Genomic DNA, 24,771 nt, shown 5'->3' on the forward strand with positions numbered 1-24,771 from the left:
TGCAAAGCCGCCAGCGCCCGCCGGGCCTGGCGGCTTTTTCGTTGCCCGCCGAGGCGGGCGTCAGTAGCCCAGCGTCAGCTTGGCGAACAGCTCGTGGCCGCGTGCCAGGCCGGGGCGTGCGCTGGCGCGGTTCAGGCCCAGGCTGGCCAGGCGCGACAGCCCCACGCGGTGCTGGAACATCAGCGCCAGCTGGCGTTGGCGCTCGGCGGCCGCCGCGAGGCCGAGGGCGGCGTCCTCACGGCGTGTGGTGTGCGATTGCTGGTGGATCAGTCGCAGCGTGTCGCGTGCGCTGAGGTGCAGCACCACCAGGCTCTGCGCGCTGCGGTCGGTGAAGGCGCGCCGGCCATCGGGCGCGTCCACGGTGCCCAGGCCCAGGCGCTGCTCGAACTCCAGCCACCAGCCGCCCGGCAGCGGCGTGCGCAGCTTGGCCTCCAGCTGGGCTTGCAGGCCCGTGCCCACGCGGTCGGCCTCCACGTCCAGACGGCGGCCCCACTCGACCTCGGCCATCAGGAAGCTCAGCCACTCGCCCGGGTTGGACTCCACGCCCAGCAGCAGGGTGCGCGTGTCGTGCCGCCGACCGCCGCTCCTCGCGCGGTAGCTGTCCAGCCCCACATGCCCCCAGACGCCGGTGTTGCGCGCGGCGGCGAACCAGAAGCCCGGCTGGAACAGTCGGTCCACCACCTGCTGGGCCGCCACGCCCAGCAGCGGGTCGGCCAGCGTGCGCGTCTCCTGCAGCTTGAGCGTGAGCTCGCTCTCGTGCATGTCCACGCCCAGCAGCTGGCGCTCGCCCAGGCGCCGGTAGCCGAACAGCGACGCGCGGCGGATGCCGCTCTGGCTGACAAAGCCGTTGTCGTTGGCGAAGCGCGGGCTGACCTCCTCGACGTTGACGTTGGCGAACCAGTCCGCATCGAGGTGGCGCCAGCCCAGCCACGCGCGGTGGCCGTGCTGGCGCGCCACACGCCCGACCCCGCCGTCTTCGTCCACGCTCAGCGTGGTGGCCGACAGCAGCAAGTGGCCGCGCCACTGGTCGTTGTCGCCCGCACGCCAGGTGCCGTCACTGCCGGCCACCTGCGTCGTGAGCCCGGGCCCGAAGTCGCGGTGCGACACCAGCCCGGCCAGGCCGAGCGCGCCCCATTGCAGGCGCCCGCGCGCGAAGCTGGCCTCCGAGTCGCGCGGCTGCACGCCCGTGCGTGTGGCAAACGCGCCTGCCCGCAGCACCGGGCCGCCGCCGCCATCGCGCAGGTGCAGCGCCGTGGCCTCGGCGCCAGCGCCGCGCCAGGTGGCGCGCAGGCCCCAGGACGGGGCGGTGATGGCGCGTGTGTAGAAGGCTGCGAGGCTGCGGTTCTCGCCAGACTCGTCGGCCTGTGTGGGGCCCACGACGTCGGCGCTCTCCAGGAAGAACGGCCGCTTCTCCGGCACGCTGAGCGCGAAGCGCGTGTTGCCGGCGAGCTGGGGCTCGTCCAGCTCCACCTGGGAGAAGTCGGGGTTCAGTGTCGCGTCAACAACCCAGTCGGCGCGTGGCCGCCACTTGAACTCCGCGCCCAGCGAGGCCTTGCGGGTGCGCCGCGTCGGGCCGGCGTCGTCACGCGTGGTCGTGGAGCGCAGCGTCAGCTCGGGCCGCAAGGTGATGAAGCTGCGCTCGCGCACCTGCGCCACCAGGTCGCCCAGACCCTCCAACGGCTGCAGCTCGGCGATGAAGTTCAGCACGCTCTTGGTCATGGCCGGCGCGCTGACATCCAGCGTGCGCTGCTCGCGCGGGATGTTGCGCGTGACCATCACGCGCCACGGTGCGCCGTCCGTGTGCGGGAAGCGCAGCGCCGCCAGCGGCCAGCGCAGCTCGACGCTGTAGCCGTCCGGCAGGCGCTGCGCGGCGGCCTGCAGGTCGAAGTCGGGCGCGCTGTCTTCGGCGTCGTCCTCGGCGCTGAAGAGGCCATCCTCCAGCACGCCGGCCGGGCTGACGCGCGCGTACTGCGCCGTGCGGCGGTGGCCCACGGGGTCGATGAAGACTGTGACGAAATCCTGATCGGACTTGACCTGGTCGCGACGCGCCAGCGGCGCCACCAGGCGGCCGGGCTCGGGGTCCCAGGCGCGGATGCCGAAGACGAGGGCGTCGTGCGTGACCAGCACCTGCATCGTCGTGCGCCAGCGCGCGGGCTGCCGGTCGGCGGGCAGGAACTGCACGAAGCGGTCGTGCACGGGCGCGCGCTGCCAGGCGTCGTCGTCGAGCCGGCCGTCGATGTGCGGTGCGGTGCCAGCAGCACCCAGACGCAGGGCCGTGGGGGGCTGGGCCCAGGCGGGCAGGGCCAGGGCGAGCAGGCCCAGGCCGAAAAGGCGGGATGTCATCGTGTGAACGAACCGAAGGCGCCGCAGACCCGGGTCGGGCGGCGGCGAGATGCAGGGAGCCCGGTGCGGGCAGCGGAGGGCGAGCGCTGGATGGACGTCAGCGCGCGGGCGTCAGCAGGGGTGAAGAACCTTCAACATGGTGACCTCCTCGGCTGCTTCGGTGCGGCAGCATTCGGTGCGAGGCGCGCAGTGTAGCCGTGCAGTTATTCGGTCGCGCGCTTCTTGCGCGGCCGGCGCGCCAGCAGGCGGTCGTACAGGCTGTTGGGCAGCAGCCGCAGGATCTTGGCCAGCACGCCCATCTGCCACGGGATGACGCGGTAGCTGACCTGCGCGCGGATGGCCCGCACCGCCTGCGCGGCGAAGTCTTCCACCGGCATCAGGAAGGGCATGCTGTAGCGGTTGCCGCGGGTCAGCGGCGTGTCGATGTAGCCTGGCAGCAGCGTGACCACGCGCACGCCGAAGGACCTGCACTCGCCCCGCAGGCTCTCGCAGTAGGCCACCACCGCCGACTTGCTGGCGCAATAGGCGCCGTGCCCCGGCAGGCCGCGGATGGCGGCCACGCTGGCCACGCCCACCAGCGTGCCGCTGCCGCGCCGGCACATGGCGTCCACGAAGGGGTGGAAGGTGGCGGCCAGGCCCACGTTGTTGGTGGCGAAGGTGCGGCGCATGACGTCCAGGTCGTCGAACTGCGTGGTGTCCATGCCGACGCTGATGCCGGCGTTGGCGATGACGACGTCGGGCAGGCCTTGGCGCGCGATGCAGTCGCGGCCGGCGCGGGCGATGGCCTCGCTGTCAGCCACGTCGGCGCCGTAGATGGCGAAGCGGGCGGCGTCCAGTTGCTGCTCGGCGGCCCAGCGCGCGACCTCGTCCGTGCGGCGAGCCACCAGCGCGAGGCGGGCGCCATCGCGGTAGTAGCGCAGCGCCAGTGCCTGGCCGATGCCGCTTGACGCGCCAGTGATGAAGACCAGCTCGCTCATCGGCTGGCGTTGATCTGCCCCTGCGCCTTGCCCGCGAAGCGCAGCTGGCCGGTCAGGTGGCGGTACTCGAAGTTGCCGACGTTCAGCGTCACGCCGCCCTGGCGCACGGTGGTGGGCAGGTGGGAGCGCAGCACCTCGCTGTTGGACAGCGCCTGCATGAACTCGCTGCGCACTTCCATCAGCGCCGGGTTGTCGTCGCCGGCCCCGGCGGGCAGGCGGCGCAGCCGCACGTCGCCGCTCAGTTGCAGGTCGCTGCCGTCGGCGTTGCTGATGGCGCGCTTCGCGTCGGCGATGGCCAGCGTGCCGTCCGGCGCGATGGCGCGCACGCGCACGTTGTCGATCTCGATGGTGTCGGTGTCCGGGTAGTGGCGCAGCTCGGCGCCGGCGATCTGCACGCTCAGCCGGCCGTCCGCGCCGATGCGCTGGATCTCGAAGTTGGCCATGCGGTAGTCGGGCACATGGCGCGGCGGTGCCAGCTCACCGGCCTCGCCCAGCAGCGGCGTGTTCTTCACCAGCCACCAGGTGCCGCCGGCCAGGAAGGACATCAGCAGCAGCGGCAGGTAGTTGGACAGCAGGCCCTGCACGCGCCACAGCCAGGGCTGGGGCGGGCGGCGGCGCGGCGTCGGGGCCGGCAACGTTGTCGCGTTCAACCGCGCCCTCCGTCCAGCGTCTCGTGGTGGGCGTGCAGCAGCCGCTCGTAGTGGCCAGCCGCCATCAGCAGCAGGTCGCAGCACTCGCGTGCCGCGCCGAAGCCGGCTGGCGCGCGCGTGACGTGGTGAGCCACTGCCAGCACTTCCGCATGGGCTCCGGGCGGCGCGCAGGCGAAGCCAGCGCGGCTGAGCAGCGGCAGGTCGGGCCAGTCGTCGCCCATGGCAGCCACCTCGCCCCAGTCCACGCCCAGCTGCTGCAGCAGCGGGCGGGCGGCGGCCAGCTTGTCGCTGATGCCGTACAGCGCGTGCGGCAGGCCGAGGTCGGCCACGCGGCGGCGCACGGCGGGGCTGTCGCGGCCGGTGATGATGACCGGCGTGATGCCCACCTGCAGCAGCGACTTCAGGCCGTGGCCGTCCAGCGTGCTGAAGGCCTTGAACTCTTCGCCGCGCTCGCCGATGTAGATGCGGCCGTCGGTCAGCACGCCGTCCACGTCAAACAGCGCGGCCTTGATGGCCAGGCCCGTGCCCTGCGCGCGCACGAGCAGCTCGGTCGGGAAGTGAAGTGCCGCCATCAGATCACCTTTGCGCGCATGAGGTCGTTGATGCTGACGGCACCCAGCAGCCGGCGCTCAGCGTCCACGACGAGCACCACGGTGATGCGGGCGGCTTCCATCAGGTCGGCGGCGTCCACGGCCAGCGCCTCGGCAGGCACGGTGCGTGGCTTTGGGTGGGCCACCTCGGCGGCGGTCAGCGCCCGCAGGTCGCGGCCCTGCTCGATGAGGCGGCGCAGGTCGCCGTCGGTGAAGATGCCCTGCACGCGATCCTCGGCATCGACGACGACCGCCATGCCCAGCGCCTTGGCGCTCATCTCGCGCATCAGCTCGGTGAAGGGGGTGTCAGCGGCCACGCGGGGCAGCGCGTCGCCGCTGCGCATCAGGTCGCGCACATGCGTGAGCAGCTTGCGGCCCAGCGCGCCGCCCGGGTGCGATCGGGCGAAGTCCTCGGCCTTGAAGCCGCGCGCGTCCAGCAGCGCCACGGCCAGTGCGTCGCCCAGCGCCATCTGCGCCGTGGTGCTGGCGGTGGGCGCCAACTGCAGCGGGCAGGCCTCTTCGGCGACGGCGCTGTCCAGCACGATGTCGGCATGCGCGGCCAGGCTGGACTGCGCCCGGCCGGTGACGGCGATGACGGGCACGCCCAGGCGCTTGAGCACCGGCAGGATGGCGTTGAGCTCGTCGCTCTCGCCGGAGTTGGACAGCGCCAGCACGATGTCGCCGCCGGTCACCATGCCCAGGTCGCCATGGGCCGCCTCGGCGGGGTGGACGAACAGCGCCGGCGTGCCGGTGGAGGCCAGCGTGGCGCTGATCTTGCGGCCCACGTGGCCGCTCTTGCCCATGCCCATCACGGCCACGCGGCCACGGCAGCCCAGGATGACCTGCACCGCGTGCGCAAACGGCTCGGCCAGGCGCGGCGCCAGCTCGGCCAGCGCACGGGCCTCGACGGCCAGCGCCTGGCGGCCGATCTCGATGGCGCGCTGGGCGTCAAAAACGGGGGAACTCATGCGGCCAGTGTAGACAAGGCCCGCCGCCATGCGCGGCCATGGCGCACAGTGCTTTGCACGGCACAACACTCGGCAACAGAGTGCAGACACGTCGGCAAAGCGCGGTACCCAGACTGGCCGGTGATGCCTGCTGCCCTGCCGTTCCGTCCTTCCCCGTCGTCGCGCCGTGCCTGGCTGGTGCTGCTGGTGTTCACGTTGTGGGCGGTGGTGGGCGTCAGCTGGTTCATGCGCCATTACTTCGGGCTGGTCACGCCAGACCAGGTGCTGTTCCACCTGCAGCATGGCGGCCTGGGTGAGGCCGACGGCCGGCTGCAGTGGCGCGCGCTGCGCTGCCTGGCCGGCGTCGTCGCGCTGACGGCGCTCAGCCTGCTGCTGCTCGGGCGGCTGCGGCGCTGGCCCCGATGGCCGTTGCTGGGCCTGCTGGGGGTCGGGGCCGTGGTGTCGGTGCAGGCGACGGTGGCCGACCCCTGCGAGCCCGAGCCCGACGGCAGCGACTACCTCGCCCGCCATTACGTGGCGCCGGACCGCGTGCACTGGGTCGCGCCGGCCGTGCGGCCGGATGTGCTGCTGGTGTTCGTCGAGTCGCTGGACCAGGCCTACACCCGCCCGCGCGACCCGGCCGCGGCGCTGCTGCCGGCCCTGGCCCGCTGGCAGGGCGAGATGCAGACCCTGGGCCAGTTGCGTAACCTCAGCGGTGCCAGCTGGACGATGGGCGGGCTGTTCGGCGCGCTGTGCGGCCTGCCGCTGCAGCCAGTGGGCGTCATGAGCCGCAACGCCTTCGAGTACGCCAGCCAGTTCTTCGCCGGCGGCAGCTGTCTGACCGACGTGCTGGCGGCGCAGGGCTGGCAGCTCAGCTTCTACGGCGGGGCCTCGCTGCGCTTTGCCGGCAAGGGGCAGTTTTTGCAGGATCACGGCGTGGGTCGGCGCTTCGGCGCCGAGCAATGGCGGCAGGCCGGCGTGCCGGTGCCGTCGCAGGGCTGGGGCCTGCTGGACAGCGCGCTGGTGGGCCATGTGCTCGCCGACCTGCAGCGCCCGGTGGCCGGCAGCGCGCCGCAGCTGCGCTTCGTGCTGACCGTCAACACCCACGGCCCGGCCGGGGCGCGCGAGCCAGGCTGCGACACGGCCGCCCCCCGACCGGCCGACGAGGACGACGATGAGCAGCCCACCGAGCTGATGCGCGGCGCGCTGCGCTGCACCGACCGGGCCGTGGTGCGGCTGGTACAGGGCTTTGTCGCGCAGCGCGATGGCCGGCCCAAGGTGGTGTGGGTGATGGGGGATCACCTGAACCCCGCGCCGCTGCTGGACGACGAGCTGCAGCCGCCGGCTGCCGGCGGTCGCGCCGTTTTCCATGCGCTGGCCCGTTATGACGCCGCCGGCCGGCTGCTGCCCGGGGCCGACCGGCAGCGCGAGTTCACGCATGTGGATGTGTTGCCCACGCTGGCCGAGGCCATCGGCCTGCGCTGGTCGCCGCAGCCGCACCGGCTGGGCCTGGGCGTGTCGCTGCTGGCCGAGGCCCAGCCCGCGACGCTCGTGGAGCGCGACGGCCTGGCGCGCGTGGACGGCCGCCTGTCCTGCCGATCGCCGTTCTTCCAGCGGCTGTGGCTGGCGGGGCGCTGATTCAAGGCGGGTTGTCGCAAGGCGGGCCCGTAAGGCGTCTGTACCAGCAAGCCGCTCTCATCGCTGCCGCCATGAACGCCCTGCCTCGCCGCCTGCTGACCCCCTTGATGCCGCCGCCCGGCCTGCCGCACCGTGCGGTCGAGCCGCGCCTGGGGCTGGACGGTCCGTCTGCGCCGGCCAACCGCTGCACGATGGAGCAGCTGCTGGCCGAAGGCAGCCGGCGCGTCTACAGCCCGCGCCAGGAGGCCGAGGTGCTGGACACGCGGCGGCGCTGCTGAGCGCTCAGGGCTGCACGACGTTGCGGCCCTGGCCCTTGGCGCGGTACATGGCCGCGTCGGCGCGGGCCATCACCGTGCCGCCATCGGCGTCGCCGCGCTCGGCCTCGGTGATGCCGAAGCTGGCGCTCAGCGGCCAGTCCTGCTCAAGCCAGCGCAGCGGCGCGGCCTCCACCAGCGCACGCATGCGCTCAGCCACCAGGGCGGCGCCGGCGATGTCGGTGTCGGGCAGCAGCACGCAGAACTCCTCGCCGCCTAGTCGGCCGAAGCGGTCCACCTCGCGCAGGCAGGGCTGCAGCTCGCGCACCATCTGGCGCAGCGCGGCGTCGCCAGCCGCGTGGCCCAGCGTGTCGTTGAGCTGCTTGAAGCGGTCCATGTCGATCATCACCAGCGCATAGCCCCGGCCGCGTTTGAGCCAGGCATGCGCGTCGGCCAGCGCGCAGTCGAAGGCGCGGCGGTTCAGCGTGTCGGTCAGCGCGTCGCGCTCCAGCAGCCGTTCGATGCGCTGGATCAGGCGCATCAGCACCAGGAAGGCCAGCGTCGAGTTCTGCACCAGCGTCAGCACCAGTGCCGCCCACAGGAAGGCCAGGTTGAATGGCGTGGGCAGCCGCATGTCGGGCGTGCGCCCGGGGTTGACGAAGGTCTCCAGCCCTCGGGCCGCCATCAGCGCGCCGATCAGCAGCAGCGGCAGCGCCAGCCGGGCCGGGGTGCGTCGCACGTCGATGGCGCGCAGCTGGCGCCACACCGCCGTGCCGGCGGCCAGCGTCAGCAGGGCGCAGCTGGCGTTCACGACGCGGGCCGGCCAGCGCAAGTCGCCGTCATAGGGCAGCAATGTCAGCAGTGCGCCGGCAGCTGCGGCCGTGATGGCCGTTGCGCGCCAGGGCGGGTGGCGGTTGTAGACGGCTTGCGCGGCCGTGCCGAGCAGCGCGAAGGACAGCACCGCCAGCAGGTCGCTGAGCCGGTAGGTCAGCAGGTCGGGCAGCTTGCCGCGCAGCGCGTGCAGCGCCAGCGACGCCGCCGAGGCCAGGTTGGCGCCGGCCATCAGCAGCGAGGCGCGGGGGGTGACGCGGGCCGCCCAGGCCAGCGACACCCACACCAGTGAGGCGATGGCACCCACCATGATGATGGCGGCCAGCAGCGTCAGCGTCTGCGCGGGCGAGATCATGCGTTGCCGCTCAGTGGTGTGGCCACGCAGACGCGGTTGCGGCCCTCGGCCTTGGCGCGGTAGAGCTCGGCGTCGGCGCGCACCAGGCCGATCTCCCCCAGGGTGTCGCGCGCCACTGGCAGGGCCACGCCGATGCTGGCCGACAGCGGCAGCGCCAGGCCGTGCCAGCGCAGCGGCTGTGCTGCTAGGCTGGCGCGCAGCCGCTCCGCCACTGTGGCGGCGGCCGAGAGGTCGCCGGCAGTCGCCAGCGGCAGCAACGCGCAGAACTCCTCGCCACCCAGCCGGCCCAGCCGGTCCACCTCGCGCAGGTTGGCCTGCCAGATGCGCACGCAGTGCTGCAGCGCCGCGTCACCGGCCTGGTGGCCGTGCTGGTCGTTGATGCGCTTGAAGTGGTCGATGTCGATCATGGCCAGCGCGAAGCCATGGCCGCGCTGCAGCTGGGCTTGCGCATCGGCCAGGGCCTGCTCGAAGGCGCGCCGGTTCAGCGCGCCGGTGAGCGGGTCACGGAAGGTGAGGTGCTGGATGCGCGCGACGACGCGCCAGATCATCAACGCGATCAGGCTGAGCGTGGTGCTGACCGTGACCAGCAGCCACAACGAGGCGCGCGCGGCGGAGGGCGGTGTGCTGGCCAACGTGCGGGCGGCCCAGGCCGGTTCGGTCAGCAGCTCTGCGCCATGGGCCAGGCCGATCAGCACCATGGCGACGAAGGGCAGCGTGGTCAGGCCCCCCACCACGCGCGACAGCTCACCACCGGTGCAGCGCACCACCTCGCGTGTGGCCAGCGCCGCCAGCACAGTGGCCGCAGCGGTGCTGGCGAACTGCGCCAGCACGCTGCCCTGCAGCGCCAGGCCGATGGCGATACCCAGCGCCCCCAGGCCGCTCACCCAGGCCATATCCGTGGCGCGCTGACGGCTGCGCAGCATGCGGCGCACTGCCAGCAGCAGCAGCGCCAGGCAGCCCAGCAGGCCGAACTCCGGGATGCCATCGCGCAGCAGGGCGGGCCAGCCGGCCATGCATGCGGTGCAGCCTTGGGTCAACAGCCACAGCAGATGCCCGGCCGCCATCAGCCGGCTGGCCCGCGGCGCGATGCGAAAACTCTGGGCCAGCACCAGCCAGGCCAGTGCCGCCATCAGGTTGAACAGCGCGCTGACCTGCAGAATCGTCGAGACGTCGAGGAAATCCATGCAGAGGAAGAAGGAGCCGCCATGCCAGACACAAGCACCTGGATCTTGATCACCGGCGCGTCGCGCGGCATCGGCGCGGCCACCGCACGGCGCTGCGCCGAGGCCGGTTGGGACGTGGCCATCAATTACGCGCAGGATAGCGCCGCTGCCGAGCAGCTGGCCAGTCAGGTGCAAGGCTGGGGACAGCGTGCGCTGACCCTGCAGGCGGACGTGGCGGACGAGGCCCAGGTGGCCGCGATGTTCGCGCGGCTGGACGCGGCTGGCGGCCGCCTCGGCGGCCTCGTCAACAACGCCGGCATCGTGGCGCCGGCCGCCCGGCTGCAAGACATGACCCCCGCGCGCTGGCGCCGGCTGTTCGATGTCAACGTGATCGGCACGTTGCTGTGCTGCCAGCAGGCCGCGCGGCGCATGAGCACGGTCCATGGCGGGGCCGGCGGCGCCATCGTCAACCTCAGCTCGCGGGCGGCCGAGTACGGCTCGGCCGGCATCTATGTGGACTACGCCGCCACCAAGGGCGCCGTGGACACGCTCACCAAGGGCCTGGCCCGTGAGCTCATCAGCGAGGGCATCCGCGTCAACGGCGTGCGGCCCGGCATCATCGAGACCGACATCCACGGCCGCAGCGGCATGGACGCGCAGGGTGCAGCCGCCACGCTGCCCATCCAGCGCCTGGGCCGCCCCGAGGAGATCGCCGAGGCCGTGGCCTGGCTGCTCAGCGACGCGGCCAGCTACACGGTGGGTGCGCTGCTGGACGTGGCAGGCGGGCGCTAGGCCAGCACGCCGGCAAGCCAGGCGCGGCTGGCGTCCACGCGTCGCCGGATGACGTCGGCGTTGCGCCCGGCCTGGGCCAGCACGGCAGCACCCTGCAGTGTTGCCAGCAGGTGTTCCGCGCAATCCTGCGCCGCCGCCGCCGGCAGCACGCGCTCGAATTGCTGCCGCAACCAGGCCTGCAGGCCCAGCAGCAGGCCGGCGGCCGGCGGGTGCAGGCGGTCGTCGAGCTTGCCGAGCTCGGTGGCCAGGCTGCCGATGGGGCAGCCGGATAGCGCCACCTCGGCGGCGTGCGTCTCGACATAGGACAGCAGCCGCTCGATGGTCTCGGCCGGTGAGGCCTCCGTTGTCAGGCCCAGCGCCTGCTCAAGCTCAGCCTGGCGCCGGCGCAGGACGGCTTCCAGCAGGGCGGGCTTGGTCGGGTAGTAGTAGGCCAGGTTGCCCTTGAGCATGCCGGCCTCGGCAGCCACGTCGGCGATGGAGGTGGAGGCGTAGCCGTGCTTCTCGAACAGCCGCAGCGCTGCGTCAACGATGCGCTCCTGTGCGGTCGGCGGGGTGTCAGTCGAGGTGCTCATGCGTCGCGGGATCGTAGCAGTCGATCCGAAGGACTCGGCTTGTTTTTGGACGATCGACCTGATAAGGTTGGTCGATCGTCCAAAAGTGGAAATTTCCATGCGTATTCAAGCAGAGCAGCGGGCGCCCGACTTTCAGGCCGTGGATGTCTTCGGTAGCCCCGTCTCGCTGCAGGCGCTGCAGGGCCGGATGGTGCTGCTGTCGTTCTACCGCTATGCGTCCTGCCCGCTGTGCAACCTGCGGGTGCGTGACCTCCGCGAGGCTGCACCGGGGCTGGCGGCGGCAGGGGTGGCGATGGTGGGCGTGTTCCAGTCCGATGCGGCGAGCATCCGTCGCCATGCTGGACGCATGCCACTACCGTTCCCACTGGTCGCAGACCCCGACATGGTGCTGTACCGCAGCTACGCCGTCGAACGCAGCTGGGTGGCGATGCTGCGCTGGCCGACGCTGGTGGCGGCCGTGCGCGCGCTGGCTGCCGGCTTCTTGCCGGGGCGCATCGACGGCCCGGTCGACCGCACGCCGGCCGATTTCCTGATCGGCCCTGACGGCCGCGTCGTCCTTGCCCACTACGGCCGTCATCTCGATGACCATCTGCCGCTCGACGCCATCCAGGCCGCGCTGGCGACACCCGTGCCGCGCCCGGTACTGGCGGGCTAACGCTTCTCGATCAGACTGCTGTCCAGCCCGCGCTCGCTGCGTAGGCGGTCGGCCAGCGTGCGCGCCTCGTCCACGCTGGGGAAGGGGCCGGCGCGCAGCCGGTGCAGGCCGGCCTCGCGCACGATGGTCAGCAGCGGCAGCAGGCCCAGCTCGGCCTCGGCGACCTTCTGGCGCAGCGCCTCGGCGCCGTCCAGCCGGCTGAACGCACCGAACTGCAGCCACACGCCGGCGCCGATGGACGCGCCGGGCGTGCCCTCTCGCTGCGGGGCGCCGGGGACGCCGTCGGGCACGAAGAGCGGCGCCGGCTCGGTGGTCGACTGCCATTGGCCGGCGCGGATCTCGGCGTAGGTGATGCGTCGCACCTCAACCGGCGCCACGCCCCGCAGCAGGTCCAGCCTCAGCGCGGCGGTGTAGCTGAGGTCGATGATGCGACCCTTGTGGAAGGGGCCGCGGTCGTTCACGCGCACGATGACTTCGCGCCCGTTGGCCGGGTTGCGCACCCGCGCGTAGCTGGGGATGGGCAGCGTCGGGTGCGCGGCTGTCATCGCGTACATGTTGTAGACCTCGCCGCTGGCCGTGGGGCGGCCGTGGAACTTCTTGCCGTACCAGGAGGCCAGGCCGCGGTCGGTGTAGGGCGCGTCCACGGTGATCGGCTCGTAGCGCTCGCCCAGCACCTCGTAGGGCTTGTTGGGGCCGCCTACGCGGATGGGCTCCAGGCGCGGCACGGCGTCGGGCACCTGGCCGAGGTTGGCGGGCGGGTTGGCCTCGGGGCCGTCACGGCCGCTGGCCGGCGGGCGGCTGGCGCAGCCGCTGAGCAGCGCCGCCAGCGCGAGCGCCAGGGCCGGCCCAGTATGCTGCGCGGTCTGTGTCCATTGGCGATGCCAATCCATGAGCAACTTCGTCTTTCCTCCGGCCGAGATTCCCAGTGCCGCGGTGCGCGGCACGGACGCGCGCTACGCGGTGCGCCGCATCTTCTGCGTCGGCCGCAACTATGCCGATCATGCCCGCGAGATGGGCGCCGACCCGACGCGCGAGCCGCCGTTCTACTTCACCAAGCCGGCCACCGCGCTGACGCCCTCGGGCGCCACCGTGCCCTACCCGACCGAGACGAAGAACTACCACTACGAGATGGAGCTGGTGATCGCCGTTGGCGCGCCGGTGTTCAAGGTCACGCCCGAGGCTGCGACGGCCGCCATCTGGGGCTACGCGCCGGGCCTGGACATGACGCGCCGCGACCTGCAGGCCGCAGCCAGGGCGGCCGGCAAGCCCTGGGACACGGCCAAGGGCTTCGACCAGTCAGCCATCTTGGGCGAGATCGTGCGCGTGGCCGACGTGGGCCTGCTGGCGAGTGGTGCCATCACGCTGGCCGTCAACGGCGTGGAGAAGCAGCGCGGCGACCTGGCCGACATGATCTGGCGCCAGGCCGAGATCGTGTCCAACCTGTCGCAGCTGTACCGCCTGCTGCCGGGCGACCTCATCTATACCGGCACGCCGGCCGGTGTGGGCGCGGTGCTGCCGGGAGACGTGATCACGGGCCGCATCGAGGGCCTGGGCGACATTGCACTGACGATCGGGCCGGCCGAATGATGTTTGAAGAAGAGACCTTGGCGCAGGCCCGCGCCCGCAACATCCACGACGCGCTGGCCGAGGACATCGGCCGCTGCGACTGGACGGCCCAGCTCGTGCCCGCCGGCCGACGCGTGGCGGCACAGGTGCGCGTGCGCGAGCAGGCCGTGCTGTGCGGCCGTGAGTGGTTTGACGGTGTGTTCGCCGCACTGGACGCCAGCGCGCGCATCACCTGGTTGTACGACGAAGGCGCGGTGATGGCGGCCGACAGCATCGTCTGCCGCATCGAGGCCGATGGCCGGCTGCTGCTGAGCGCCGAGCGTCCGGCGCTGAACTTCCTGCAGCTGCTGTCCTTCACAGCTACCACCACCCGTGCCCATGTGGACGCGGTCGCCGGCGCCAGCGCCAACCCACGGGGCTGCGCCATTCTGGACACGCGCAAGACGCTGCCCGGCCTGCGCCTGGCGCAGAAGTACGCGGTGCGCGTGGGTGGCGGGCAGAACCAGCGGCTGGCGCTGTATGCCGGCATCCTGATCAAGGAAAACCACATCGCGGCCGCTGGCGGCGTGGCGCTGGCGCTGCGCGCTGCGCAGGCTCTGAAATCCGGCGTGGACATCCAGGTCGAGGTGGAGACCATCGCCCAGCTGCACGAGGCGCTGGATGCAGGCGCGGTCAGCGTGCTGCTGGACAACTTCAGCGAGGCGCAGATGCGCGAGGCCGTGGCCGTCAACGCGGGTCGGGCGCTGCTGGAGGTGTCGGGCGGCGTGGCGCTGGAGCAGCTGCGCTGGATCGCGGCCACCGGCGTGGACCGCATCTCCATCGGCCGCCTGACCAAGGACGTGCGCGCGACCGACTACTCGATGCGGGTGCTGGGGCCGGCCTGAGAGGTTGAGAGTCTTTCACCCATGCCCGCCTTGCACGCAACCGTTCAGCCCAGCAGGTGGGCTCGCACTCGGGCCGCGGTGTCCTCGGGGCGTTCTTGCATGAAGCAGTGCCCGCCGGCCGTGACCTGCACATGCACATGCGGCGCGTTGTGCGCATGGGCTCGCGCGCAGCCTGTCTTCACGAAGGGCATGGTGGTGTCGCCATGCAGCAGCAGCGTGGGCACGGCGATGCGGCGCAGCCGGCTCCACAGCCGCTCGGGCATGGTGCTGAAGATGGTGGACTCCAGCGCCGGCGAGCATTTCAGCTGCACCTGACCGTCGGGGCTGTCCCGCAGCGCGTGGGTGATGAAGGCGTCCAGCGCCGGCTCGGTCCAGCCGCGGTAGGTGCCGCGCCCGCGCAGGGCCTGGCGGGCGTGCTCGCGGCTGGGCCAGCTGGGGCGGCGGCGCTTGGTGGCGCGCGCCAGCGGGTTCACCAGGCCGGTGCCGGTGCGGCCCATCAGCCGCGCGGCCAGCAGCATCGGCGGTGGGAACAGCACCGGGTCCAGCAGCACTGCGCGGCTGAAGGGTTGGCCGGCCGTACCCAGCAGCAACGCTGTCTGCACGCCGCCAAAGCTGTGGCCCGCGGCCATCGCTGGCACGTCGCCATAGGGTGCGCTGCCAGCCTGGAAGGCCTCCAGCGCGGCCTCGGCGCAGCGGTTCCAGCCCAGGAAGTGGGGCGTGGCTTCGCTGTCGCCGTGGCCGGGTGCGTCGCACAGCCAGAGGTCGAAATCCCGTGCCAGCAGCTGCAGCAGCGGCTCGTAGACGCGGCCGCAGAAGCCGTTGCCGTGCAGGAAGTGCAGCAGCGGCCGCCCCGAGGGCGCCGAGCGCCAGCCGTGCAACGTGGTGCCCGTCACTGGCGAGGCGTGGGTCCAGGGCAGCAGCGTCAGCGGCGGGGCAGTGCCGGCGCTCATGTCGAGAACCACGGCTCGTTGGGCAGCTCGTCGAAGACCTTGCGCAGGCCGGCGCTCCAGCCGCTGCGCAGCGACAGGAAGTAGGGGTCGTCGCGCTCGATGCGGTGCGGTGGCTGCATGGCCTGCTCGAAGCGGTTGGCGCGCAGCATCACCATGTCGATGGGCAGGCCCACCGACAGGTTGGACTGGATGGTGGAGTCGAAACTCACCAGCGTGCACTTGGCCGCCTCTTCCAGCGCCGTGGTCTCGTAGCGGATGACGCGGTCGATGATGGGCTTGCCGTACTTGCTTTCGCCGATCTGGAAGTAGGGCGTGTCTTCCGTCGCCTCGATGAAATTTCCCTGCGGATAGACGTGGAACAGCCGCGGGCCCTCGCCTTGGATCTGGCCGCCGAGCAGGAAGTTGGCGCCGAAGTCCACGCCTTGGCCCTGTGCGCCGCCCGGCGTGTCGCGGGCCACCACCTCCTTGAGCGTGCGGCCCAGCAGAACGGCCGCGTCGTACAGGCTGGGCACGTTCAGCAGGTGCTCGCCCTCGCCCTGCAGGCGCTGGTTCAGCAGCGACATGACGGACTGCGTGGTGGCCAGGTTGCCCGCAGTCAGGAGGACGATCTCGCGCTGGTGCGGGATCTGGAACTGGTACATCTTGCGAAAGCTGGCGATGTGGTCCACGCCCGCATTCGTGCGGGTGTCGGACGCGAACAGCAGGCCCGCACGCAGGCGCATCGCAACGCAGTAAGTCATGGCAGGAGTCCTTGCGGAGGTGATCTGCCAGGCATGTTACGGGCCGAGGTCCAGCTCGATGCCGAAGCCCGGTCCGTCGGCCAGCAGCCGCAGGCTGCCGCCGTGGGCGCGCGCCACGATGTCGGCCAGCATCAGGCCCAGGCCCATGTGGCCGTCGTATTGCTCGGCCTGCAGTGCGGCTTGCAGCGCGGCGACGCGCTCGGGCGTGCAGCCGCTGCCGTCGTCCCGCAGCTGCAGCCGGTTGGGGCCGGCCGGCGCCACCTGCAGCCGCCGCGCGCCATGGCGCAGCGAGTTGTCCACGAGATTGATCAGCGCGGCGGCCAGCAGGTCGGCATCGGCCTGCACGGTGGTGGTGGCGGGCGCGTCGATGTGCAGGCCGTCCAGCGGCAGCCGCTCCAGCAGGCCGGCCACGTCCACCGGCTGGCGCTGCAGATCCACGCCGCTGCGGAACAGCGTCAGCAGCGCCGTGACGACGCGGCTGAGCCGGCCGGCCGCCTGGCGCATGCGGGCCAGCCGCGGGTGTAGCGGTGCCGGCGCCTCGCGCAGCGCAACGGCCAGCTGCGCATCCAGCCCGGCCAGCGGCGTGCGCAGCGCGTGGGCGGCGTGGGCCGTGAAGGCGCGCTCGTTGGCCAGCCGGCGCTGCAGCCGCTGGCCCAGCTCGGCCAGCGCGTCGTGCATGGGGGCGATCTCGGCCCGTGTCGCGGCGGGCAGCGTGGCGGCCGGGGTCAGCGGGTCGTGGCCGCGCAGCGCAGTGGAGAAGTCGTGCAGCGGCTGCAGCTCGCGCCGCAGGCGCGCGCGCAGCAGCGCCAGTGCCAGCAGGCCTACGCCCAGCGCCGTGCCCGCGCTGGCCAGGCCCACGGCAGCCAGCGCCTCGCGGCGCTCCAGCGTCGTCTGCGCTACATACAGCGTGGCTGCGCCGAGCGGCTGACCGTAGGTCTGCCAGCGGTCCGCCGCCGTCGCGAAGCCGTGCTGCGCCACGGCATGAAAGGGTTGAGCCGGCGCCCGGGCCGAGCGGGCCCGCAGCCGGCCGTCGGGCCCTACCAGCTGCCAGGAGAAATGGCTGTCCGGCGCCGCTCCGCTCACCACCACCGGCGCGCCGCTGTCAGGCGGCGGGGCCACCTGCAGCGCCTGGGCCAGCGCATCGGCGGCGTCCTGCAGCGTCTCGTCCATCAGCTCGTCGACCTCGGCCCGCACCGCCAGCCACACCAGCCCCGCGCCTGCGAGCGCCCACAGCAGCGTCAGTCCCAGCACGAAGCGGGACAGCCGGCCCTGGATGGACGGCAGCGCCGTCATGGCGACGGCACCAGCCGGTAGCCCAGGCCGCGCCGGGTCTCGATGAGCTCGCGCCCGAGCTTGCGGCGCAGGCTGGATACATGCACCTCCAGCGCATTGCTGGCGATCTCGGCCTCGCCGCCCAGCACGATGAGCTCCAGCTCGCGCTTGTCGACGATGCGGCCGCTGCGCTGCACCAGCGCCTCCAGCAGCGCCCATTCGCGCGCGGTGAGCTCCACGTCCACGCCGTCGCGCCGAGCCAGCCGGGCGGCGAGGTCGATCGCTACCGGGCCCAGTACCACCGTGGCACTGGCCGCACCGGCGCGCCGCCGCGCGATGACGCGCAGCCGGGCCAGCAGCTCCTCGGGCTCGAAGGGCTTGACGAGGTAGTCGTCGGCGCCGCTGTCCAGCCCCTCGATGCGGTCGCTCAGCAGGTCCCGCGCGGTCAGCACCACCACCGGCGTGGTGTTGCCCTGGCGGCGCAGCGCCCGCACCCAGGCGATGCCCGAGCCATCGGGCAGCTGCCAGTCCACCAGCAGCGCGTCGTAGGGGTCGGCCGCCAGCGCGCGGGCCGCGCCGAGCGTGCTCGCCCAGTCCACCGCATGGCCCTCGGCCGCGAGGAAGTCGCGCAGGCCTTCGCCCAGCACGTCGTCGTCTTCCAGCAGCAGCAGGCGCATCGTGGTCGGGTCAGGCATCAACAGGTCAGGGCTGCGAACGCTAGCACGCGGGGCGTGACGGCTTCAGCCTGTCTTCAGGTGGCGTGGGCTCAATGCGGGGCCATGTCGCTGTCTGCCCCGCCCCTGTCCCCGCTGTCGCTGTCTGCCGGCCCGCTGTCTGTGACTCCCGCCGGGCGTGCCGAGCTGTGGGCCACGCTGCTGTCGTTGGGCCTGCTGCTGGCCTGGGACGCGTCGGCGCTGGACCTCGCGGCCGTGCGCGCCTGGGGTGACGCCGCCGGCTTTGCGCTGCGCGAGCACTGGCTCACCAGCGGCGTGCTGCACCAGGGCGGCCGGGCGCTGGCGTGGCTGATGGCCGGCTTGCTGCTGCTCAATGTCGTCCGACCGGTGCTGCCGCGCCAGACCCGCCGCGAGCGCGTCTGGTGGCTGGTCATGACGCTGCTGTGCGTGCTGCTGATCCCGCTGCTCAAGCGCGCCAGCACCACCAGCTGCCCTTGGGACCTGGCCGAGTTCGGCGGCCTGGCCCAGTACGTGTCGCACTGGCGGCCGGGTGTGCTGGACGGTGGCGGCGGCCACTGTTTCCCGTCCGGCCATGCCAGCGCCGCGTTCGTGTTCTTCAGCGGCTACTTCGCGCTGCGGCGCGCCTACCCGCGCGCGGCCATCGCGTGGTTGTGCGCGGTGCTGCTGGCCGGCGCGGTGTTCGGTTGGGGGCAGATGGTGCGCGGCGCGCACTACCCCAGCCACACGCTGTGGACGGCCTGGATCTGCTGGGCCGTCGCGCTGGCCGGCAGCCGGCTGCTGAAGCAGCCCTGATGCCACCCGGCGGCCCGCCCGCCTCACGATCCCAAGCCCTGCCGTGACTTCTCCCTTCAAACAAGCGCTGGCCTGGTGCCGGCCCGATGTGTCGCGCCCACTCACCCAGGCCTGGCTGGCCGCGCTGTGGATGGGCCTGCTGGCCAACTGGCCGCTGTGGCGCCAGCTGCAGGCGCTGCCCGAGGTGACCGGGCTGCGCGGCCTGGGCTTCGGGCTGGCGATGGCGGGCATCGTGACGGCCTCCACCGGCGCGCTGCTGAGCCTGCTGGCCTGGCCGCGCGTGGGGCGGCCGCTGCTGGCGCTGCTGCTGCTGGCCGCAGCGGCGCTGGCGCACTTCATCGGCAGCTACGGCATCGTGTTCGACCCCAGCATGGTGGTGAACATGGCGCAGACCGATGCCCACGAGACCCGCGACCTGCTGAGCGGGCGCCTGCTGCTGAGCCTGGCGCTGCTCGGCGCGCTGCCGGCCTGGTGGCTGCTGCGCCGGCCCGCGGCCGCGGCGCAGCGGCTGGGCGCCCGGCTGGGCGGCAACGCCGCCGGCTTCGTGCTGGGGCTGGCGGCGGCGGCTGTGCTGGCGGTGGGGGTGTTCGCCGACCTGTCGTCCACCATGCGCAACCACAAGCGGCTGCGCTACATGATCACGCCGCTCAACGCCGTGTACTCGCTGGGCGCGGCGGCCTCGCGCGGCAGCGCGGCCCCTTCCGGGCCGCCCTCCGTCATCGGCGCCGATGCCCGCCTGCTGCCGCGCCCGCCGGGCAGCCGGCCGCCGCTGTTGCTCATCGTCGTCGGCGAAACGGCGCGCAGCATGAACTTCAGCCTCAACGGCTATGCGCGGCCCACCAACCCCGAGCTGGCGACGCTGCCCGTGCTCAGCCTGCGCGACGTCACGTCCTGCGGCACGGCCACCGCAGCGTCGCTGCCGTGCATGTTCTCGCCGCTGGGCCGCGAGGCCTTCCTCGCGCTCAAGCAGCCGCAGGAGAACCTGCTGGACGTGCTGCAGCGCGCCGGCCTGGCCGTGCTGTGGCTGGACAACCAGAGCGGCTGCAAGGGGCTGTGCGACCGCGTGCCCCACAGCCCTACCACCCGGTTGCCCCCCGGCGCCGCGCCGCTACCCGCCGGCCTGTGCGACGGCGACGAATGCCTGGACGACGCGCTGCTGCACGGGCTGGACGCGCGCCTCGCTGCGCTGGACGCCGAGCGCGCCAGCCGCGGCGTGGTGCTGGTGATGCACCAGATGGGCAGCCACGGCCCGGCCTACTACAAGCGCTCAGCGCCTGATCAGAAGCCCTTCCAGCCCGAGTGCCGCAGTAGCTCGCTGCAGCAGTGCCCGCGCGAGCAGGTCGTCAACGCCTACGACAACAGCCTCGTCGCTACCGACCGGTTGCTGGCGCGCAGCATTGCCTGGCTGCAGACGCAGCAGCAGCGCTTCGACACCGGGCTGCTGTACGCGTCCGACCACGGCGAATCGCTGGGCGAGGGCGGGCTCTACCTGCACGGCATGCCCTATGCCTTCGCCCCGCGCGAGCAGACCCACGTGCCCATGATCCTGTGGGTGCCCGCAGGCGGCGCGCTGGCCGCGTCGCTCAAGCCCGGCTGCCTGCCCGCGCTGCGCGACCGGCCGGTCTCGCACGACCACTTCTTCCACACCGCGCTGGGCTGGGTGGGCGTGCAGGCCAGTGTCTACCGGCCCGACTGGGACTTGCTGGCGGGCTGCCGGCGCTGAGAGGCCGGCGGCCGCGCCGCCGCCGCGAGCACAGCGGTGACGAAGCCGGCCCGCAGCGTGCGATGCGGCACGGGCATTTGTGGCGGCTGCCGCCAGCAGGGGTCAGGTGCCGTGGCGGCGGTTCATGCGTTCCCCTGCGTGGCGGCCGGGCCGCGCTTGAGCTGCTGCATGAAGGCCTTGAAGTGCGGCGCGAAGCCGGCGAACAAAGGCAGCTCGCGGTGCTGCAGCATCACCTCGCTGAACAGCTTCAGGCCCACGGCAAAGGCCGTCGCATCGGCCTCGGGCAGGTCGCCGCGCAGGCGCATGCGCGCCACGATGGCCAGGATGTCGTCGTGGTTGCCGGTCTGGAAGCTCAGCGGCTGCGGCGCCAGCGGCGGGCTGCCGTCCGGCAGGGCGAGGTGCTCGATGGTCACGCGGTAGCGGTGCTGCTTCATGGTCAGACCTCCAGTTTCTGGATGGCGAGCGCGGCCTCATCGATCAGCGTGGCCACGCGCCGGGCGAGATCGGGGCTGGCATTGGCCGGTGAGAAGCGCATGTGCAGCACCGCCTTCAGGTTGCCCATGGCGCGTTCGATGTCGGGCGAGCGACGGGCGCCGGCACCTTCGCGCACCCCGCGCAGCCGCTCGGTCAGGGCGGTCAGTTCGTCGCGCTGGCGTTCCAGTTGCGCGAGGCCCTCCGTCGTCACCGTGTACTGCTTGCGGCCGGCATCACCGTCCGCGACCGTCGCCCAGCCCATGTCGACGAGATAGGTCAGCGTCGGGTAGATGACGCCCGGGCTCGGGCTGTAGTCACCGCCCACCAGGCCTTCGATGAACTTGATGAGCTCGTAGCCATAGCAGGGCCGCTCGGCGACCAGGCTCAGCGCCAGCAGCTTGATCGCGCCGGCTTCGAACATGCGGCCGCCGCGGCCGTGGCCACCGCCGTGGCCGCCCGGGCCGCCGCCGCCGTGGCGACTGAAGCCGCCACCGGCCGCCCCACGGTGGCCGCCGCGCCCTTCGGCGTGGCCTACGCGCATGCCGTGGTGAGGTTGGCGAGCCTCGCGCTCGCCCGGGTGGATGGGCGACGAGGGGCCGCAAGCGGCGGCAGGGCGCCGGTCGAAGAAGAAATGTCGTGGATGCAAGTTGCAACTCCGATGTGGTTTAGATGCATCTAAGATATATCTCAAAGCAAACAAAGTCCAGCGGGTGAGCTGCAGCTTTGCAGAGCTTCACGTGGCGCCCGGGGCGATCGCGCGCCCTGGCCTACCAGCTCAAGCAGGCCAGGCCTGCGGCGCGCGGGTTTCGGGGGGTGATTTGGGGCGCCCCCGTTCGACGGTCAGTTGCGAACCCAAGAATGGGCGCAACTCTGGGGGGCAGGTCGACGCCGGCTTCAAGCAGGTGAGTGGCGAAGCAGTGACGCAGGGTGTGGGTGCTGCCGGCCTTGTCGATGCGGGCATCGCGCCGTGCGGCCTGGTAGTGGCGCAGCCCGCAGGCGTACAGCGTTTGCAGCAGCATGCGGGCCATGGGGCTGTGGCAGTGCGCGAAGAGCCGGGCGATCTGCTCGCGGCTCAGCAGCTCGGGCTGCTTCTGGCGCGTGCGCGCCACCGGCGGCAGCATGCGCTCGCCCGTCTCTGGCTGGGCCAGCACGTGGGTGAACAGGAAGCGGCTGGCAGCGGCGACGTGGTTGCCGCTGGAGAAGGACAGCTTGCGGTCCTTGACGAGGTACAGCATGTAGGTCTCGATCTCCTGGGCGCTCAGCACGGCCGGGCTGCGTCCGAAGTAGCGCGCCATGCGCCCTAGCGAGTCGACGTAGGTCTCTTGCGTGCGCACCGCCAAGCCGCGCACCGCCATGGCATTCAGCATCTGTTGCCGCAACGGGGTCATGACCTTCTCCTTCGTGCCGGGGAACGTTCCCCAAGCAGAAGGCTTGACTCGCCACGCCCTTCTCGCAAGTCCCGCTTGAATGCAAAACGCGGTGGCCGCCGCACGGGCGCACCGCGTCAGCGGTTTAGTTCAACGCCCGAGTTCACCGGCGTCGGAGCACCGAAGGTGCGCAGGGCACCAACACTGGCCATAAGAATGCCGAAGGTATGGTCAGTGTTGGCGTCCGCGTGCAACGGCCTGTTGGCCCGGGTTGGGCCACCGAAGGTTGTTTGACTTGCGGTAGCAAGTGATGCAGACTGGTTGAATGACTAGTTCGATGGAGGTGGCAATGCATACGTGGCCAGTTCAGGATGCAAAGGCGCGGTTCAGCGAGTTCTTGGATGCCTGCCTGCACGAAGGACCGCAGATGGTGACGCGGCGAGGCACGGAAGCCGCTGTGCTCATTCCAGTGGAGGAGTGGCGCAGGCTCCAATCAGCCGCGCGCCCCTCACTCAAGCAGCTTTTGTTGTCTGACGCTGCGCGGGCTGATTTTGAAGTGCCTGCTCGCGGCAAGGCTACGCGTCGCAAGGTGGAGCCCATGCTGTGATGAGGAAGTACCTGTTGGACACCAACGTGGTGTCTGAACTCCGCCGCCAACGCCCACACGGAGGCGTGGTTGCCTGGCTTGAATCTTTGGATGACGCGCAACTGCACCTGTCCGCAGTGACGCTGGGCGAGATCCAGGCCGGCATTGAGATGACGAGGGAACAAGACCCCGACAAAGCGCGAGAAATCGAGGGCTGGCTCGAACAAGTTTCCGGCAGCTACAACGTGCTGCCAATGGATGCCAGCACATTCAGGGCGTGGGCGCGATTGATGCACAGGAAGTCCGATACGCTTTATGAAGACGCAATGATTGCAGCCACTGCGCAGGTGCACGGATTGACCGTTGCAACGCGAAACGTCAGTGATTTCAATGCGTTGGGGCTGGAAGTCTTCAATCCATTTGCCTCGGTGTAGGCATGCAGTGCCTGAGGGCGCCAAACGCGCCGAACATCGCCGCCGTGAGCACCCCACGCCCCGTCTGGCGCTGCACCTGCGGCCAGCCCATGGCCGTGCTGTGTCGGCGCATGCCACCGCTACAGCCGTCGCCCTGCGCCACCGCCCGGGCCCTGCGGCCCGACGCGCCCGGCAAGGCTGACAGGCCCAGGCCCGGCAGGCCCGATCAAGCGCGAGACGCAACGATGCACTGACCCTTGGGCACCGCCGCCGTCTTCAACGGGCTCCACCAAAGCGCCGTCGCGCCAGCTTGCACGCCCATCTGACATAACGGCCAGAACCAGCGCCAACTCCGCCCGCTCAGACCGCCCGCAGCAACCTCGACACGCCTCTGCGCACTTCGCCGCCGCTGCCAGCGCCGTTCACGCGACTGGCTCCCCCGAATCTATTTGCAGTGGCCCGCCACCCGACGCGCCGCCTGGCCCCGGGCTTGTCCAACAAACGGATCAGATCGCGGCAAGCGCGATCTATCCTTACTCGTTAGGCATCAGGCGCGGCGGTGGATGAGTTAGCAATACGTTGATACTTAGATGTAATCTTCTCTAAGCGCTGAATTATCTTCCGATTTACTGCAACTTTGTAATCAGCCATGCCGTGAACGACTTCATTGCGTATCCGGCGCAACTCCTCTATTTCTTTGGCATCGGAGGATTCAAAGACCCCGGCACGAATCATTTCGTTCATCGCCATTAGTGGTGGTCTGATCCGGCCGCCTAGAGTAGACAACTTGTCAGAGTTTTGCTTACCAAGGTCCGCAGTCATTCGCTCGAATGCAACCCATGACGCTAGGAATTCACCCAACAGCTGGTGCTGATCTTCTGGCGAAAAGGAGAGGGTCTCACCAAACAGATTTTCGAACAGGAGCTTTGCCAGTTCTGAATAGATGTCGACTTTGTCGCGATCAACTGTTAGGCCGTTGCCTTGATGATAGAGCTGATTTCTAAGCCTGTGAAACCACTCAATTTCGCCGAGATCTATTCCCGCAATTTTGTCCGATGCGTATTGCTCAAGTGCATCTAGTAGCTTTGGAAAACTTTCACTGAATTCCGCAAATTCCTTTCTTGGAACAGTAATACCATTTATTCGCTTTGGTAGTCCAAGATATGTCTTGATCGTAAGTTCAACTGCATTGTCAACGCTTAATAGTGCGAGTCGCCTATTCTTATCGCTATCTTTGCGCAGTAGGGAAATTCCGTGTTCTAGAATTTCTTTCGGCCCTGCAGCCCAAGGTTGTGTCGCCATGTGCCTCCGTTGTATTTCTGATGCCTAACGTTGAAGCTCAGCGGACGGCGAAGCCGCTACGCGGAGCAACCCCGAAGGCAGAGCCTGCGAAGGGTCCGATGCTGCGCTGAGTCGTCCCGTAATGTTGCTGTTCACGCGATCCATTCTGACGCGTGAGACCGAGCAACTCAGCGAGGACTTTCCATCATGGCCATCCACCCCACCGGCAAGCAGCCCGCCGCGCCGCAGGCGAACTACCCT

The 24,771-nt window shown here is 70.9% G+C and carries 27 protein-coding genes; 10 read left to right on the plus strand and 17 right to left on the minus strand.

Annotated features, from left to right (window positions below; all coding sequences use genetic code 11):
- Positions 1-60: 60 nt before the first annotated feature.
- The 5 genes from ACG0Z3_RS20465 to ACG0Z3_RS20485 form a co-directional block, all read right to left on the minus strand.
- Positions 61-2,343, minus strand: coding sequence for a DUF5916 domain-containing protein (locus ACG0Z3_RS20465; RefSeq protein WP_394401121.1), 2,283 nt, complete (start codon positions 2,341-2,343; stop codon positions 61-63).
- Between the two features lie 203 nt (positions 2,344-2,546).
- Positions 2,547-3,320, minus strand: a complete 774-nt coding sequence (locus ACG0Z3_RS20470) for an SDR family oxidoreductase (protein WP_394401124.1) — start codon at positions 3,318-3,320, stop codon at positions 2,547-2,549.
- A complete protein-coding gene (lptC, locus tag ACG0Z3_RS20475) occupies positions 3,317-3,970 on the minus strand; it encodes an LPS export ABC transporter periplasmic protein LptC (RefSeq protein ID WP_394401127.1) in 654 nt (217 codons plus the stop codon). The genes ACG0Z3_RS20470 and lptC overlap by 4 nt, the downstream gene beginning before the upstream one ends.
- Positions 3,967-4,542 (minus strand): KdsC family phosphatase, encoded by a 576-nt coding sequence (locus ACG0Z3_RS20480; RefSeq protein ID WP_394401130.1) that lies wholly within the window; start codon positions 4,540-4,542, stop codon positions 3,967-3,969. Before ACG0Z3_RS20480 ends, lptC begins: the two co-directional genes overlap by 4 nt.
- Complete coding sequence (locus ACG0Z3_RS20485; protein ID WP_394401133.1) at positions 4,542-5,528, minus strand: KpsF/GutQ family sugar-phosphate isomerase; 987 nt, start codon at positions 5,526-5,528, stop codon at positions 4,542-4,544. The genes ACG0Z3_RS20480 and ACG0Z3_RS20485 overlap by 1 nt, the downstream gene beginning before the upstream one ends.
- A gap of 123 nt (positions 5,529-5,651) precedes the next feature.
- Here ACG0Z3_RS20485 and ACG0Z3_RS20490 point away from each other — a divergent pair, with 123 nt between their 5' ends.
- Positions 5,652-7,145 (plus strand): sulfatase-like hydrolase/transferase, encoded by a 1,494-nt coding sequence (locus ACG0Z3_RS20490; protein ID WP_394401135.1) that lies wholly within the window; start codon positions 5,652-5,654, stop codon positions 7,143-7,145.
- A gap of 71 nt (positions 7,146-7,216) precedes the next feature.
- On the plus strand, positions 7,217-7,423 hold the full coding sequence (locus tag ACG0Z3_RS20495) for a hypothetical protein (RefSeq protein WP_394401138.1): 207 nt from the start codon (positions 7,217-7,219) through the stop codon (positions 7,421-7,423).
- Positions 7,424-7,427: 4 nt separating this feature from the next.
- Here the strand turns inward: ACG0Z3_RS20495 and ACG0Z3_RS20500 are convergent, their stop codons facing one another.
- On the minus strand, positions 7,428-8,585 hold the full coding sequence (locus ACG0Z3_RS20500) for a GGDEF domain-containing protein (protein WP_394401140.1): 1,158 nt from the start codon (positions 8,583-8,585) through the stop codon (positions 7,428-7,430).
- Complete coding sequence (locus tag ACG0Z3_RS20505) at positions 8,582-9,769, minus strand: GGDEF domain-containing protein (protein WP_394401143.1); 1,188 nt, start codon at positions 9,767-9,769, stop codon at positions 8,582-8,584. Before ACG0Z3_RS20505 ends, ACG0Z3_RS20500 begins: the two co-directional genes overlap by 4 nt.
- A 21-nt stretch (positions 9,770-9,790) precedes the next feature.
- Here ACG0Z3_RS20505 and ACG0Z3_RS20510 point away from each other — a divergent pair, with 21 nt between their 5' ends.
- On the plus strand, positions 9,791-10,540 hold the full coding sequence (locus tag ACG0Z3_RS20510; protein ID WP_394401146.1) for an SDR family oxidoreductase: 750 nt from the start codon (positions 9,791-9,793) through the stop codon (positions 10,538-10,540).
- Here the strand turns inward: ACG0Z3_RS20510 and ACG0Z3_RS20515 are convergent.
- Positions 10,537-11,112 (minus strand): TetR/AcrR family transcriptional regulator, encoded by a 576-nt coding sequence (locus ACG0Z3_RS20515; protein ID WP_394401149.1) that lies wholly within the window; start codon positions 11,110-11,112, stop codon positions 10,537-10,539. The two genes, ACG0Z3_RS20510 and ACG0Z3_RS20515, sit on opposite strands and share 4 nt — an antisense overlap.
- Here ACG0Z3_RS20515 and ACG0Z3_RS20520 point away from each other — a divergent pair.
- On the plus strand, positions 11,111-11,767 hold the full coding sequence (locus ACG0Z3_RS20520) for a peroxiredoxin-like family protein (RefSeq protein ID WP_394401152.1): 657 nt from the start codon (positions 11,111-11,113) through the stop codon (positions 11,765-11,767). The two genes, ACG0Z3_RS20515 and ACG0Z3_RS20520, sit on opposite strands and share 2 nt — an antisense overlap.
- On the opposite strand, the gene ACG0Z3_RS20525 is transcribed toward ACG0Z3_RS20520, so the two are convergent.
- The gene (locus tag ACG0Z3_RS20525; RefSeq protein WP_394401155.1) at positions 11,764-12,657 is read right to left on the minus strand and encodes a septal ring lytic transglycosylase RlpA family protein; all 894 of its coding nucleotides are present in this window, start codon (positions 12,655-12,657) and stop codon (positions 11,764-11,766) included. The genes ACG0Z3_RS20520 and ACG0Z3_RS20525 overlap by 4 nt on opposite strands.
- Here ACG0Z3_RS20525 and ACG0Z3_RS20530 point away from each other — a divergent pair.
- Both ACG0Z3_RS20530 and nadC read left to right on the plus strand, forming a co-directional pair.
- Positions 12,656-13,354 carry a fumarylacetoacetate hydrolase family protein gene (locus ACG0Z3_RS20530; RefSeq protein ID WP_394401158.1) on the plus strand — a complete coding sequence of 233 codons (699 nt, stop codon included), beginning with the start codon at positions 12,656-12,658 and terminating at the stop codon, positions 13,352-13,354. The two genes, ACG0Z3_RS20525 and ACG0Z3_RS20530, sit on opposite strands and share 2 nt — an antisense overlap.
- Positions 13,354-14,217: a carboxylating nicotinate-nucleotide diphosphorylase gene (nadC, locus tag ACG0Z3_RS20535; RefSeq protein WP_394401191.1), complete on the plus strand. Its 864-nt coding sequence runs from the start codon at positions 13,354-13,356 to the stop codon at positions 14,215-14,217. The genes ACG0Z3_RS20530 and nadC overlap by 1 nt, the downstream gene beginning before the upstream one ends.
- Positions 14,218-14,261: 44 nt before the next feature.
- Here nadC and ACG0Z3_RS20540 read toward each other — a convergent pair whose 3' ends face one another.
- Genes ACG0Z3_RS20540 through ACG0Z3_RS20555 form a run of 4 tightly spaced genes read right to left on the minus strand, consistent with a single transcriptional unit; the run spans position 14,262 to position 17,856 of the window.
- Complete coding sequence (locus tag ACG0Z3_RS20540) at positions 14,262-15,167, minus strand: alpha/beta fold hydrolase (RefSeq protein ID WP_394401161.1); 906 nt, start codon at positions 15,165-15,167, stop codon at positions 14,262-14,264.
- Positions 15,164-15,907 carry a proteasome-type protease gene (locus ACG0Z3_RS20545; RefSeq protein ID WP_394401164.1) on the minus strand — a complete coding sequence of 248 codons (744 nt, stop codon included), beginning with the start codon at positions 15,905-15,907 and terminating at the stop codon, positions 15,164-15,166. Before ACG0Z3_RS20545 ends, ACG0Z3_RS20540 begins: the two co-directional genes overlap by 4 nt.
- A 36-nt stretch (positions 15,908-15,943) precedes the next feature.
- Complete coding sequence (locus tag ACG0Z3_RS20550) at positions 15,944-17,200, minus strand: sensor histidine kinase (protein ID WP_394401166.1); 1,257 nt, start codon at positions 17,198-17,200, stop codon at positions 15,944-15,946.
- Complete coding sequence (locus ACG0Z3_RS20555) at positions 17,197-17,856, minus strand: response regulator transcription factor (RefSeq protein ID WP_394401194.1); 660 nt, start codon at positions 17,854-17,856, stop codon at positions 17,197-17,199. The genes ACG0Z3_RS20550 and ACG0Z3_RS20555 overlap by 4 nt, the downstream gene beginning before the upstream one ends.
- Before the next feature lie 102 nt (positions 17,857-17,958).
- Here ACG0Z3_RS20555 and ACG0Z3_RS20560 point away from each other — a divergent pair, with 102 nt between their 5' ends.
- Together ACG0Z3_RS20560 and ACG0Z3_RS20565 are read left to right on the plus strand one after the other, a co-directional pair.
- Entirely contained in the window at positions 17,959-18,666 is a 708-nt protein-coding gene (locus ACG0Z3_RS20560) for a phosphatase PAP2 family protein (protein WP_394401170.1), read from the plus strand.
- A gap of 43 nt (positions 18,667-18,709) precedes the next feature.
- Entirely contained in the window at positions 18,710-20,389 is a 1,680-nt protein-coding gene (locus ACG0Z3_RS20565) for a phosphoethanolamine transferase (RefSeq protein WP_394401173.1), read from the plus strand.
- A 122-nt stretch (positions 20,390-20,511) separates the two neighbouring features.
- On the opposite strand, the gene ACG0Z3_RS20570 is transcribed toward ACG0Z3_RS20565, so the two are convergent.
- The 3 genes from ACG0Z3_RS20570 to ACG0Z3_RS20580 form a co-directional block, all read right to left on the minus strand.
- Positions 20,512-20,823 (minus strand): DUF3861 domain-containing protein, encoded by a 312-nt coding sequence (locus ACG0Z3_RS20570; protein WP_394401176.1) that lies wholly within the window; start codon positions 20,821-20,823, stop codon positions 20,512-20,514.
- Between the two features lie 2 nt (positions 20,824-20,825).
- Entirely contained in the window at positions 20,826-21,509 is a 684-nt protein-coding gene (locus ACG0Z3_RS20575; RefSeq protein ID WP_394401179.1) for a PadR family transcriptional regulator, read from the minus strand.
- A gap of 121 nt (positions 21,510-21,630) precedes the next feature.
- A complete protein-coding gene (locus ACG0Z3_RS20580; protein ID WP_394401182.1) occupies positions 21,631-22,251 on the minus strand; it encodes a site-specific integrase in 621 nt (206 codons plus the stop codon).
- A 328-nt stretch (positions 22,252-22,579) separates the two neighbouring features.
- On the opposite strand from ACG0Z3_RS20580, the gene ACG0Z3_RS20585 reads away from it, so the two are divergent.
- On the plus strand, positions 22,580-22,837 hold the full coding sequence (locus ACG0Z3_RS20585; protein WP_394401197.1) for a type II toxin-antitoxin system Phd/YefM family antitoxin: 258 nt from the start codon (positions 22,580-22,582) through the stop codon (positions 22,835-22,837).
- Positions 22,837-23,250, plus strand: a complete 414-nt coding sequence (locus ACG0Z3_RS20590; protein WP_394401185.1) for a type II toxin-antitoxin system VapC family toxin — start codon at positions 22,837-22,839, stop codon at positions 23,248-23,250. The genes ACG0Z3_RS20585 and ACG0Z3_RS20590 overlap by 1 nt, the downstream gene beginning before the upstream one ends.
- Before the next feature lie 519 nt (positions 23,251-23,769).
- Here ACG0Z3_RS20590 and ACG0Z3_RS20595 read toward each other — a convergent pair.
- On the minus strand, positions 23,770-24,531 hold the full coding sequence (locus ACG0Z3_RS20595; RefSeq protein WP_394401188.1) for a hypothetical protein: 762 nt from the start codon (positions 24,529-24,531) through the stop codon (positions 23,770-23,772).
- Positions 24,532-24,771 lie beyond the last annotated feature (240 nt).

It is taken from the genome of Pelomonas margarita (assembly GCF_043555875.1).
Classification (GTDB): domain Bacteria; phylum Pseudomonadota; class Gammaproteobacteria; order Burkholderiales; family Burkholderiaceae_C; genus Pelomonas; species Pelomonas margarita.